We start from the raw sequence: 12,846 nt of genomic DNA, 5'->3' as shown, positions 1-12,846 counted from the left end.
CACGACGAGGGCACCGAGGACCCGCGCGGCGAGGCCGCCCCGGGCCCCCCGCCCCCCCACGGGCGGGGCCCCCGCGCCCCCCCCCCCCACCATCGGCTCAGCCGGCCGTGCAGCTCCGGCCGGCCATCCCGAACGCGGCCGGTTCCCCGTTGGTCCCCGACCACTCGCCCGTGAAGCCGAAGCTCACCGAGGCGTCCGGGTCGACGCGGGCGTTCCAGCCGACGTTCTCCGCCGTCACCGTGGTGCCCGACCGGGTGTGTTCGGCGTTCCACATCCGGGACACATGCTGGCCGCCCTCGAACGTCCAGTCGAGGGACCAGCCGTTCCAGGCCGCCGTACCGGTGTTGGTGAGTCGGACGTCCGCCTGGAAGCCGCCGGGCCACTGGTTCGTGATCGTGTACTCCACCTCGCAGGCGCCCGTGGGCGTCGGGTCGGGTCCCGGGCCGGGGTCGGTGCCGCCGTCGCCCGCCGTGTCGCCGTACACGATCCCCCGGCCGTTGGTCGCCACGTACACCCGGCCGTACACCCGCGGATCCCCGGTGATGGCCGCGCCCGTCCAGCCCCACTGGTGCGCGTCGTCGTTGACCCGGGTCCAGCTCGCTCCCGCGTCGGTGGAGCGGAAGATGCCGCGGACGCCGCCGATCTCCGCACTGGTGTAGAGGGTCTGGTAGGACGCGCCCGGGGCCGCCTTGCCGAAGCCGATGGTGTCGGCCGCGTCGACGCCGGACAGCTTGGTGAAGGTGGTGCCGCCGTCCGTCGAGTGCCACAGACCGTACGGGCCGTCCGCCGCCCCGCCGGCCAGCCAGACGTCGCCCTCGGCGCCGGGCAGCGCCTTGAAGCGGACGCCGTCACCGGAGGGCAGGCCGGTCGCCGGTGAGGCGGTGAAGGTCGCGCCGCCGTCCTTGCTGACGTAGAACGTTCCGGACTTGAAGCCGTAGAAGGTGTGCGGGTCGACGCGGTCGGACTCGACGACCGCCCCGGCCGGGATGCCGCTCGACGCCTGCCAGGATGTGCCGAAGCCCGTCGTGTGGTGCACGCCGGCGCCCTCGGGGCTCCACACGAAGCGCCCGCCGTCCGCGCCGGCCGCGACCGTGCCGCCGCCGCTCACCCCCGACGGGTCGCTCCCGCCGAACCAGTTGGCGCCGTTGTCCGTGGAGAACGCGATGTGCGGCCCGGAGTCGAGGTTGCCGGCCCGGACGACCGTGTCCGGGTTCGCCTCCGCGAAGTCGAGGCTCGTGGTGGAGGTGAAGTTCGGGGAGGTGTACATCATCGACGGGACCTCGGTCAGGCTGGTGTGCCGGAAGCCGCCGATGTCGCCCAGCGCGCTGAGCAGCGGGGCGCCGGACGGGGGCGCGGCCAGGTCGTTCACCGCCGTCTCCTCCAGGCCGCGCACCATGGGCTCGATCGCGAAGGTGCCACCCTCGTCGTCCCAGTTCGTGAGGTTCTCGGTGCCGTAGATCGTGGCGCCCGTCCCGTACATCATCCGGTCCGGGTCGAACGGGTCGATCTCCAGCGCCTCCGTCATCCAGCCCAGCTTCGGGGTCTGCTCGGGCGGAGCCGGGTTCGCGCCCCAGGTGAGCCACGGGGAGGAGGAGACGTCCATCGTGTAGCGGTTCTCGCGGGTCGGGTACGACGTGTGGTTCCACGCCTGTGTCCAGGTCGCGCCGCTGTCCGTCGAGCGGAAGATCTGCGTGTCCGGCCACCAGGAGCTGTACGCCGTCGCCATGACCGTCCCCGGGTTCTGCCGGTCGACGGTCAGGCCGCTGAACCCGAAGTAGGTGTCCGCCTCCGCGACCGGGCTGATGTCCGTCCAGGTGCCCGTCGCCGTGGCGTACCGGTACAGCCGCCCCTTGCCGCCGTCGTACGGGCCGCCCGTGTCGCTGTAGGCCAGGTACAGGTAGCCGTTCTCCGCGTCCAGGACGCCCTTGTGGGCCAGGTACCCGGTGGGCTGCCCGGCGATCCGCTCCCAGGTCGCGCCCGCGTCCGTCGAGCGGTAGACGGCGTTCTCCTTGTCGGCGACGCCGACGTAGACGCTCTTCGTGGCCGCGCCCGCCGTGCCCGTGGACTCGTCGAAGGTCACCCAGACCACGCCCTGGTTGTCGGAGGCGTAGCCGCTGGTGTCACCGGGGTCCTGCACGTAGTCGCCCGGGTTCGGGAAGGCCGTCACCTCGGACCAGGTCACGCCCGCGTCGGTCGACCGCCACAGGCCGTGCCCACTGGGCGCGCCCAGGTACAGGACGTCGTTGTCGTGCGGGTCGACGGCCAGGCGCTCGCCCATGCCCCGGCCCGGCATGTTGCCGCCCAGCTTGAACGGCAGGTCCGTCTTCGCCCAGGTCGCGCCCCGGTCGGCGGAGCGCAGCACCGCGCCGTTGCCCGGGCCCCAGTCGTTGGTGTAGGTGCCGACCGCCGCGTACACCCGGTCGGGGTCGACGGAGTCGGAGGCGATACTGGCCACACCCGTGTGGCCCCAGTCGTCCCAGCCGACGTGGTCGAGGAGCGGCGTCCAGGTGCGGGACGACTCCTGCCAGCGGTAGGCGCCGCCGATGTCGGTGCGGGCGTAGGCGAGGTCCTTCTCGGTGCGGCTGAAGACGATGCCGGGGACGAATCCGCCGCCGTCGATACGGGCGTTCTTCCAGGTGTAGGAGTCGGCAGCCCGCGCGGTGGGCGGGCCGCCCGCCAGGAGACCGGCCGCGAGCGCCAGCAGAACGGTGAGGATCCGGGTTCTTCGCACGGTGGGGAACCGTCCTTCCGTCAGGAGCAGAACACACACGAGCACCGGACGGCCCACGGCGTGAGTGGGCCGCCCGGCGCCGTAAGGGGCGCGGGGAACTGCGCGACCAGCCACAACCGGCCCGCAGCCGAAACAACCGCCCAACCCGCGGAGCGCCTCGCGGGGGCTATTCGAGCAGCTCCGCGTACGAACCCATGGCGAGGGCTATGTCCGCCTGGGCCCAGAACCGGTGGTACGTGAACGTGGGCGCGGCACCGCCCGCGAGATAGTCCTCGATCTTCGACCAGGCCGGGTCGTCCTGGTAGAAGGAGCGGATCGAGGCGAAGGTCGACGACGCGTCGATCGTGTCGCCGTTCGGCATGGTCCCGGTCCAGCCGTTCGGGACGTACACCGGGTCGTCGAAGCGGTTGTAGTCGGCGCGGGTCTCCGGGACGGCGATGCCGAGCGCGTCCTGGTTGTTCTCCCACATGCCGTCGAGCAGCGCCTTGGCGGTCGCGGCCGCCTCCGTGTCGCCCGAGCGGTCGGCGTAGTACGTCAGGGTCTTGGCGTACGCCGCCGCCACACCGACGTCGTTGGTGTAGTCCGAGACGGTGACGTGCAGGTCGCCGTTGTCACCCGGGGAGGACGCGTTCCAGGTGTCGGGCTGCCCCGACCACTGCATGGTCGAGGGGATCCGGAAGGTGCCGTCCGGGTTGACCGTCGTCTCCGACAGCGCCCAGTCGACCCACTTGTCCAGGACCTCCTTGGCCGCCGCGTCGCCGCTCTGCTGGTAGTACTCGGCGACCCGCTCCATGGACCACGCCTGGAAGCCGAACCACTGGTTGGACGGCGGGTCGTGGTACACCGGCTTCTCGTCGTAGTACATGCCGTAGAAGGTCGGCGTACCGGCCGGCGGTGTCGCGTACCGGCCCGCCCAGCTGTTGGTCGCGCCGCCCGCGATGGCACCCTCGTCGGACTGCAGCCAGCGGTAGAACTCCACCTGCCGGTCCAGGGACTTGGCCCAGTCGGAGGCGCCGGTGGCCGACTTGGGCCTCAGGTCGGCGTAGGTGCTCAGCGCGTACGCGGCCAGCGGGTTCTGGTAGCCGCCGTGGGTGTGGCTGGAGCCGATGCGCCAGGCCCAGCCCGCCGAGGTGTCCACCGCGCCGCCCCAGGCGTAGTACCAGGACAGCAGGTAGTGCGAGGAGTCCTTGCCGGTGCCGGCCGGGCAGCTCGACGGCCCCACGCAGTCGCCGACCTTCTTGAAGTACTTGTCGAACATGGCGTAGCGCAGGTAGTCGCCCATCTTCGCGGCCTTGTCGAGGGTCCCGGCGATCTCGTCGCCCTTGCCCTGCTCCTCGGCCCAGACGTCCGCCCAGTACGCGGCCTGCACGGCCCGCGCGTCGGCGTCCGGGGCGTTGGTGAACTTCCACTGCTTCGCGTAGGACGCGTCGCCGGTGAACAGGTCCAGGTAGCCGTTCGGGCCGCCGTACTTGAACGCGTCGCAGGTCGGCTGCGGCACCGTCTCCCACACCGACTCCTGCGCGCCGCGCTGGAAGGTGTTGATGTAGGAGGGGCCGGTGTCCGTCGGGCCCGCCTCGCACTTGCCGGGCGAGTTGCCGTAGCCGTAGGTGTTGTCGACGTCCTGGAGCCAGTGCATGCCGTAGACGTCGTCGGTGCCGTACGCCGACTTCAGCTCGCCGGCGATCGGGTCCGGACCGACGGAGACCGCGCCGTCCAGGGGCGCCGGATACTCGTTCGGCGTGTCCAGTTCGGGTGCGTAGGTCGCCGGCTTCGAGGCGTTGTAGGCCGAGTTGGTCGGCTGGTCGGCGTGGGTGGGGATCATGTACGTCTCCATGATCTCCCAGGCGTTGTTGAACCTCGACCAGTCGCCGGTCACCTTGCCGTACATGGCCTGGAGCCACAGCAGGTAGCTGTACGCCTCGGAGGTCGTCTCGTGCCCGTGGTCGGGCGCCTCGACGATCAGCGTCTCGACCGAGTGGTACGGGATGCCCTCGGGGGAGAAGTAGCCGTTCGCCGGGTCGGTGATCTTCCCGTACAGCTCCAGGAAGCGGGCGTCGTAGTCCTTCGCGGCGGCCAGCTGGGTCACGGTGACCGACGCCTTGCCGTGGCCGGGGGCCGTCGACTCGAAGACCGCCGAGCCGCTGCCGGAGGCGTCCGCGGAGACGGTCACCCGCTGGGCCGTGTTCCAGTTCGACGGGGTGAAGGTGAGACTCGTCCCGCCGGTGAGCGAGAGCCCCGTGTTGCCGCTCGCGCGGGACGTCGTGACGGTGACACTGGCGGCCGGCTGCTTCGACAGCTTGACCTCGTACGTCCCCGACTCGCCCTGCTGGACGCCGAGTTGACCGGGCGAGGCGACCACGGTCGGTCCCGAGGCGACCGTGATGCCGACCGGCGTCGAACTGCCGGAGGCGCCCGTGCTGTCGTAGGCCTTCGCCACCAGGGAATGACTGCCCACGGTCAACCCGGAGGCCGAGTGCGTGTAGGGCGAGCTGGTGTCGGTGCCGAGCAGCGTGGTGTCGTCGTAGAACTCCACCTTGCTGACGGTGGCGCCGTCGGCGGCGGCGGCCGTGGCCGCGAGCGGCACCGCCTCGCCCTGCGAGTACACCGCGCCCGCCTCCGGGCTGGTCAGCACCGTGATCGGCGGCTGGTGCGCGCCGACGCAGGAGGTGCCGTTGACCGCGAAGCCGGCCGGCGCCGCGTTGGTGCCGCTGTACGTGAACTGCCCGCCGGTGGTGACGGCGGCCCCGGCGGCGACCCGCCCGTTGTACGAGGCGTTCCTGACCGTGACGTTCCGGCCCGACTGGGACCAGGTGCCGTTCCAGCCGTTGCTCAGCTTCTGGTCGCCCGCGTAGGAATACGTCAGCGTCCAGCCGTCGATGGCGTCGGTGCCGCGGTTGGTGAGCGTCAGCTCCGCGGTGAAGCCGGAGCCCCAGTCGTTCGTCCTGTAGTCCACGCTGCACTGAAGTGCGGCCGCCTGGGCGGGAGTCGAACCGGTGCTCAACATCGTGAGGGGGAGTGCGAGGGCCGCCAGTGCGGCGGTCCACAGCCGCCGCGCGGTGCGGCGTCCGCGTCTGTGTCCGAGGTGCATGGTGCTGGTTCCTCCTTGCGGCTCGGGGAGGGAGTGGGGGAAGAGCAACAAGCCTTGAACCAGTGGGAGCGCTCCCATAGTGGAGAGAGGGGCATCGGCGGTCAAGATGCGTGAAGAGTCGAAAAGATTCGACAGGGCGAGCGGAGAGAAAGTCGGTAACTCCTCTGTTCTTTGCCGTCACTTGGCGCTACCTTCGCTGAACCAGTGGGAGCGGTTCCATCAGTCGGCGCGATCGTCACGGCGCGCCCGAACTGCAAGGAGTCGCTCATGCGACACCCCCCGCTCCACCTTCCGCGTTCAGGACTTTTAGCCGCGGTTGCGGCCTGTCCTCCCACGCGTCTTCGGCCGGCCCGCCGGCCCGCACACCCCCCGGGCTCCCGCACCGTGCCCGCGGGCCGTTCCTGACCTTCGATCACGACGGCACCCCCATGCCGATCGGCAGCGGACCGCGCCGATGGACGCGCGGCCCCGGACGACCGCACCCGCACCCCCACGAAAGAAGGAACCCGCACTCATGACCCGTACCAGAACCGCGATGCTCGCTGCCCTGACGCTGGTCGCCGGTGCCTCCGGCACGGCGCTGGCCGCCCACTCCGCGAACGCCGGAGCCGCGGCCGCCGCCTGCACCGTCGACTACAAGGTGCAGAACGACTGGGGAAGCGGCTTCACCGCCGCCGTGACCGTCACCAACAACGGTGCCGCCACCTCGAACTGGTCGCTGGGGTGGACGTACGCCGGCAGCCAGAAGGTCACCAACGGCTGGAACGCGAAGGTCAGTCAGAGCGGTGCCGCCGTCACCGCGGCCAACGAGTCCTACAACGGCACGCTCTCCACCGGCGGTTCGGCGAGCTTCGGCTTCCAGGCCACCTACAGCGGCGCCAACGCGGTCCCGGCCACCTTCACCCTCAACGGCGTGACCTGCAACGTCGACGGCGGCCCGACCGACCCGCCGGACCCGACGGACCCCACCGGACCGTCCGACCGGGTGGACAACCCCTATGACGGCGCCGAGGTCTACGTGAACCCCGAGTGGTCCGAGAAGGCAGCCGCCGAACCGGGCGGCTCCCGGATCGCGAACCAGCCCACCGGTGTGTGGCTCGACCGGATCGCCGCCATCAACGGTGTGAACGGCGGCATGGGTCTGCGCGATCACCTCGACGAGGCGCTGACGCAGAAGGGCTCCGGCGAACTCGCCGTCCAGCTCGTCATCTACAACCTGCCCGGTCGCGACTGCGCCGCCCTCGCCTCCAACGGCGAACTGGGCCCGACGGAGATCGACAAGTACAAGACGCAGTACATCGACCCGATCGCCGAGATCCTCGCCGACCCGAAGTACGCGGGTCTCAGGATCGTCACTACGGTCGAGATCGACTCGCTGCCCAACCTGGTCACCAATGTCAGCGGCCGGCCGACCGCCACGCCGAACTGCGACGTGATGAAGGCCAACGGCAACTACCAGAAGGGCGTCGGCTACGCCCTGAACAAGCTCGGCGACATCGGCAACGTCTACAACTACGTCGACGCCGGCCACCACGGCTGGCTCGGCTGGGACGACAACTTCGGTGCCTCCGCGGACATGTTCAAGACCGCCGCCACCACCGAGGGGGCGACCGTCGCCGACGTGCACGGCTTCATCGTCAACACCGCCAACTACAGCGCCCTCAAGGAGGAGAACTTCAAGATCGAGGACTCCGTGAACGGAACCTCCGTGCGGCAGTCCAAGTGGGTCGACTGGAACCGCTACACCGACGAGCTGTCCTACGCCCAGGCCATGCGCGCCAAGCTGGTCTCGATCGGCTTCGACCAGAGCCTCGGCATGCTGATCGACACCTCCCGCAACGGCTGGGGCGGCACCGCCCGGCCCGCCGGTCCCGGACCGCGGACCAGCGTCGACGCCTACGTCGACGGCGGACGCTACGACCGCCGTATCCACCTCGGGAACTGGTGCAACCAGTCCGGAGCCGGCCTCGGCGAACGCCCGCAGTCCAGCCCCGCCGCCGGGATCGACGCGTACGTCTGGATGAAGCCCCCGGGCGAGTCCGACGGAGCGAGCGAGGAGATCGACAACGACGAGGGCAAGGGCTTCGACCGGATGTGCGACCCCACCTACGAGGGCAACGCGCGCAACGGCAACAACCCCTCGGGCTCGCTGCCGAACGCCCCGGTCTCCGGGCACTGGTTCTCCGCGCAGTTCCAGGAGCTGATGAAGAACGCCTACCCGCCGCTGTCGTGAGCGGTTCCCCACGCGGGTGAGTCTCCGGGGTCCGGTCCTTGCGGGCCGGGCCCCGGCGGCCTCCCGTTTTTTGCGGGACCGGCAACGTTGTTTGCCCGAGCCGGGTGAGTCGTCGCACCCTGAGGTCACCGCTAACGGGAGGCTGACCAGCATGGCGCACGACCACCATCACCACGACGGGCACGGTTCCGCACACGGGCACGGCCACGGTCACGGAGCCCCGCACGACCACACCGACCTGGACTGGGCCGAGATGGCCCCGCAGCTTGAGGCGCAGGCCGAGCTGTACACGCCGCTGTACCGGCAGGCCATGAGCTGGCTGGCGCGGGAGGTGCCCGAACCCGGTCTGGTCGTGGACGTCGGCAGCGGACCGGGCGTCGTCTCCTGTCTGTTCGCCGACACCTTCCCCGGCGCCCGCGTCGTCGCCGCCGACGGCGCCGCGCCGCTGCTGGAGCGGGCCCGGGACCGGGCCGCCCGGCTCGGTGTCGCCGACCGCTTCGGCACCCTCACCGGCGACCTGCCCGGCGCCCTGGGCGAACTGGATTACCCCGCCGACCTGATGTGGGCCAGTCAGAGCCTGCACCACCTCGGGGACCAGCGCGCCGCCCTCGCCGCCCTCGGCGGGCATCTCGCGCCCGGCGGCACCCTGGCGATCCTGGAGGGCGGACTGCCCGCCCGGTTCCTGCCCCGCGACATCGGGTTCGGGCGTCCCGGGCTCCAGGCCAGGATCCACGCCGTCGAGGAGGACTTCTTCGCGGAGATGCGCGCGAGCCTGCCCGGCTCCGTGCCCGAGACCGAGGACTGGCCCGCGCTGCTGACCGCCGCCGGCCTGAAGCACACCGGCACCCGCAGCTTCCTGCTGGACCTGCCCGCGCCCGTCTCCGAGCCGGCCCGCGACTACGCCGCTTCCTCCCTCTCCCGGCTGCGCGAGCGGATCGGCGACGGTCTGGACGCCGGGGACCAGGACACCCTGGACCGGCTGCTCGACCCCGGGGACGAGGGGAGCGTGCACCGGCGGCAGGACGTGTTCGTGCTGGTGGCGCACACCGTGTACACGGCGGTACGGCCGGTCTGAACGGCCGCCGTGCCGGGCCCTTGACTTGGAGAGCGCTCCAAGTGATGTACTCCCCACCGTCCGGAAGAGGTGCCTGCACAGACACAGGCACAGGCACAGGCACAGACACAGGGGGGAACCATGACCGACGCACCGGTCGCGCTCATCACCGGCGGGGGCAGCGGTATCGGAGCCGCCGTCGCCCGGCGGCTGCTGGACGCGGGACACCGGGTGGCCGTCACCGGGCGCGGGGAGGCGAGGCTGCGCGCGTTCGCCGGCGAACTCGGCGATCCCGAGGGCCTGCTGACCCTCGTCGGCAACGCCGCCGACCACACCCAGGTGGCCTCCGCCGTCGAGGCCACGCTCAAGGAGTTCGGCCGCCTCGACACGGTGGTCGCCAACGCCGGGTTCGCCACCCACGACTCGGTGGCCGAGGGCGACCCGGCGGGCTGGACGGAGATGGTGCTGACCAACGTGCTGGGACCGGCGCTGCTGATCAGGGCGTCGATCGACGCGCTGAAGGCGACGCGCGGGCGGATCGTGCTGGTCGGCAGCGTCGCCGGGTTCGTGAACACACCGGGCAACATCTACGGCGCCACGAAGTGGGCGGTGACCGGTCTCGCCGAGAACACCCGTCGGGAGGTCACCCAGTGGGGTGTCGGCGTGACCCTGATCGCGCCCGGCCGCGTGGAGACCCCGTTCTGGGAGGCGACCGGCGGTCTGCCGCCCGGTGACCTGCTCACCGCCGACCAGATCGCCGACTCGATCGTCTGGGCCACCACCCAGCCGGCCGGCGTCGACGTCAACACGGTGGTCGTACGGCCGCTCGGACAGCCCAACTGACGCGAGAGGAGGGGCCCGGCCGCATGCGACCGCGCCCCTCCACCGTGCGTGACCGCTCAGCCGGTGCTCAGGAGTTGACCTCCGCCGGGTCCGGACCCAGGCGCCGGTCCTCGTTCAGCGCGCTGATCGCCGCCAGGTCCTCGGTGTCCAGGGTGAAGCCGAACACGTCGATGTTCTCCTTGATCCGCGACGGCGTCACGGACTTCGGGATCACCACGTTGCCGAGTTGGAGGTGCCAGCGCAGCACGACCTGGGCCGGCGTACGGTCGTGCTTCTGGGCGATCGCCACGATCGCCGGGATCTCCAGGATGCCCTTGCCGGAGCCGAGCGGGGACCACGCCTCGGTGGCGATGCCCTGCTCCGCGTGGACCTCGCGGGAGGCGTGCTGCTGGAGGTGCGGGTGCAGCTCGATCTGGTTGACGGCCGGGACGACCGACGTCTCGCCGGTCAGCCGTTCCAGGTGCTCCGGCAGGAAGTTGGAGACGCCGATGGCCCGCACCCGCCCGTCGGCGAGCAGCTTCTCGAACGCCTTGTACGTGTCGACATACCGCTCCTTGGCCGGCATGGGCCAGTGGATCAGGTAGAGGTCCAGGTACTCCAGGCCCAGCTTCGCCAGTGAGGCGTCGAAGGCGCGGAGGGTCGTGTCGTACCCCTGGTCGCTGTTCCAGAGCTTGGTGGTGACGAAGAGATCCTCGCGGGCCACGCCGGAGGCGGCGAGCCCCCTGCCGGTGCCCTCTTCATTGCCGTAGATCGCCGCTGTGTCGATGCTGCGGTACCCGGCCTCCAGCGCCTGGACCACGGCCGTCTCGGCCTCGTCGTCCGGCACCTGCCAGACGCCGAAGCCCAGCTGGGGCATCTCGACGCCGTTGTTCAGGATGATCGGGGGGACCTTGCTGCTCACGAGCTCTTGATCCTTCGGTTGTGGTCAGGTGGTACTCATATCGTCAACGATCACGAGCCCTTACGCATTCCTGACCGTGCAACTCACGCCGTGTAAAGCGCCTCGACCTCGGCACCGTAGGCCTTCTCGATGGCCTTGCGCTTCAGCTTCAGCGAAGGCGTCAGCAGCCCGTGCTCCTCGGTGAACGGCTGGGCGAGGATGCGGAAGGTGCGGATCGACTCGGCCTGCGACACGAGCGTGTTGGCGGCGACGACCGCGCGCCGCACCTCCGTCTCCAGGTCGATGTCGTGCACGAGGTCGGCCGGAGGCATCTGCGGCTTGTTCCGCATCGCCAGCCAGTGCTCGACCGCCTCCTGGTCCAGGGTGATGAGGGCGGCGACGTAGGGGCGGTCGTTGCCGACGACGATGCACTGGTTGATCAGCGGGTGGTCCCGCACGCGCTCCTCCAGCAGCCCCGGGGAGACGCTCTTGCCGCCGGAGGTCACCAGGATCTCCTTCTTGCGGCCGGTGATGGTGAGGTAGCCGTCCTCGTCGAGGGCGCCCAGGTCGCCGGTGGCCAGCCAGCCGTCGTGCAGGGTCTCGTCGGTGGCCTTCGGGTTGTTGAGGTAGCCCTGGAAGACGTTCTCGCCGTTCAGCCAGATCTCGCCGTCGTCCGCGATGTGCACGGTGACGCCGGGGACGGGGCGGCCGACCGTGCCGTAGCGGGTGCGCTCGGGCGGGTTGGCGGTGGCGGCGGCCGTGGACTCGGTCAGGCCGTAGCCCTCGTAGATCTGTACGCCCGCGCCCGCGAAGAAGAGCCCCAGCCGCCGGTCCATCGCCGAGCCGCCCGACATGGCGTTGCGGATGCGCCCGCCCATCGCCGCCCGCACCTTGGTGTAGACGAGCTTGTCGAACAGCTGGTGCTGCATACGCAGTCCCGCGGACGGTCCCGGCCCGGTGCCCCAGGCCTTCGCCTCCACCGCCTCGGCGTACTTGACGGCCACGTCGACGGCCTTCTCGAAGGGGCCGCCCCTGCCCTCCTTCTCGGCCTTGCGCCGGGCCGCGTTGAACACCTTCTCGAAGATGTACGGCACGGCCAGGATGAAGGTGGGTCTGAAGGCCGCCAGGTCGGGCAGCAGGGCTGCGGCGTTCAGCTGGGGCTGGTGGCCGAAGCGGACCTTGCCGCGGATCGCCGCGACCTCCACCATCCGGCCGAAGACGTGGGCGAGCGGCAGGAACAGCAGGGTCGCCGCCTCGTCGCCCTTCTTGGAGTGGAACACCGGCTCCCACCGCTCGATGACGGTGTCCGCCTCCCACATGAAGTTGCCGTGCGAGATGACGCAGCCCTTGGGCCGTCCGGTGGTGCCGGAGGTGTAGATGATGGTGGCGACCGAGTCGGGCGTGACCGCCTTGCGGTGCCGGTGGACCACCTCGTCGTCGAGGTGCGCGCCCGCGTCGTACAGCTCCTGGACGGCGCCGGAGTCGAGCTGCCACAGGCCGCGCAGGTGCGGCAGCCGGTCGATGACGGTGGCGATCGTCATCGCGTGGTCCTCGTGCTCCACGACCGCGGCCGTCACCTCGGCGTCGTACAGCATCCACATGCACTGGTCGGCCGAGGAGGTCGGGTAGACCGGCACCACCTGGGCGCCGATCGTCCACAGGGCGAAGTCGAACAGGGTCCACTCGTAGCGGGTGCGGGACATGACGGCGACCCGGTCGCCGAAGCGGATGCCCTGGGCGAGCAGCCCCTTGGCGAGCGCCAGCACCTCGTCGCGGAACGCGCCGGCGGTGACGTCCCGCCACTGCCCGGCCGCGTCCTTGCGGCCCAGCGCGATGTTCTCCGGGTCCTCCTGGGCATGCTGGAAGACGACGTCGGCCAGACCGCCCACCGGTGGTGCCGACGTCAACGGAGGACTGCTGAACTCGCGCAAACCCCGCTCCCCGCTCTGGATGACGCCCCCGCACAGCGCGGTGAAAGCTACCCCACCCGGAGCGGGGGGCGGGAGGGGTGCAAAAA

Annotated in this window: 7 protein-coding genes; 3 read left to right on the top strand and 4 right to left on the bottom strand. The window is 70.8% G+C overall.

All coding sequences use genetic code 11. The features are described from left to right. Positions 1 to 97: 97 nt before the first annotated feature. Complete coding sequence (locus ACFWR9_RS13215) at positions 98 to 2,731, bottom strand: cellulose binding domain-containing protein (protein WP_383840137.1); 2,634 nt, start codon at positions 2,729 to 2,731, stop codon at positions 98 to 100. A gap of 166 nt (positions 2,732 to 2,897) precedes the next feature. Then, positions 2,898 to 5,819: a glycoside hydrolase family 48 protein gene (locus tag ACFWR9_RS13210; RefSeq protein ID WP_383840133.1), complete on the bottom strand. Its 2,922-nt coding sequence runs from the start codon at positions 5,817 to 5,819 to the stop codon at positions 2,898 to 2,900. A 514-nt stretch (positions 5,820 to 6,333) separates the two neighbouring features. Between ACFWR9_RS13210 and ACFWR9_RS13205 the strand changes: the two genes are divergently transcribed. The 3 genes from ACFWR9_RS13205 (at position 6,334) to ACFWR9_RS13195 (ending at position 9,949) form a co-directional block, all read left to right on the top strand. After that, the gene (locus ACFWR9_RS13205; protein ID WP_383840130.1) at positions 6,334 to 8,052 is read left to right on the top strand and encodes a glycoside hydrolase family 6 protein; all 1,719 of its coding nucleotides are present in this window, start codon (positions 6,334 to 6,336) and stop codon (positions 8,050 to 8,052) included. A gap of 151 nt (positions 8,053 to 8,203) precedes the next feature. After that, positions 8,204 to 9,127, top strand: coding sequence for a class I SAM-dependent methyltransferase (locus tag ACFWR9_RS13200; protein ID WP_383840127.1), 924 nt, complete (start codon positions 8,204 to 8,206; stop codon positions 9,125 to 9,127). Between the two features lie 120 nt (positions 9,128 to 9,247). Further along, positions 9,248 to 9,949: an SDR family oxidoreductase gene (locus tag ACFWR9_RS13195; protein ID WP_383840124.1), complete on the top strand. Its 702-nt coding sequence runs from the start codon at positions 9,248 to 9,250 to the stop codon at positions 9,947 to 9,949. Between the two features lie 67 nt (positions 9,950 to 10,016). Here ACFWR9_RS13195 and ACFWR9_RS13190 read toward each other — a convergent pair whose 3' ends face one another. Next, positions 10,017 to 10,850 (bottom strand): aldo/keto reductase, encoded by an 834-nt coding sequence (locus ACFWR9_RS13190; protein ID WP_383840121.1) that lies wholly within the window; start codon positions 10,848 to 10,850, stop codon positions 10,017 to 10,019. An 83-nt stretch (positions 10,851 to 10,933) separates the two neighbouring features. Beyond that, the gene (locus tag ACFWR9_RS13185; protein ID WP_383840118.1) at positions 10,934 to 12,760 is read right to left on the bottom strand and encodes an AMP-dependent synthetase/ligase; all 1,827 of its coding nucleotides are present in this window, start codon (positions 12,758 to 12,760) and stop codon (positions 10,934 to 10,936) included. Positions 12,761 to 12,846: the final 86 nt, after the last annotated feature.

Origin of the sequence: Streptomyces sp. NPDC058534 (genome assembly GCF_042717365.1) — a bacterium.
Taxonomy (GTDB): domain Bacteria; phylum Actinomycetota; class Actinomycetes; order Streptomycetales; family Streptomycetaceae; genus Streptomyces.
The sequence above is the reverse complement of the archived record's forward strand: the minus strand, read 5'-3'. Positions and strand labels throughout refer to the sequence as shown.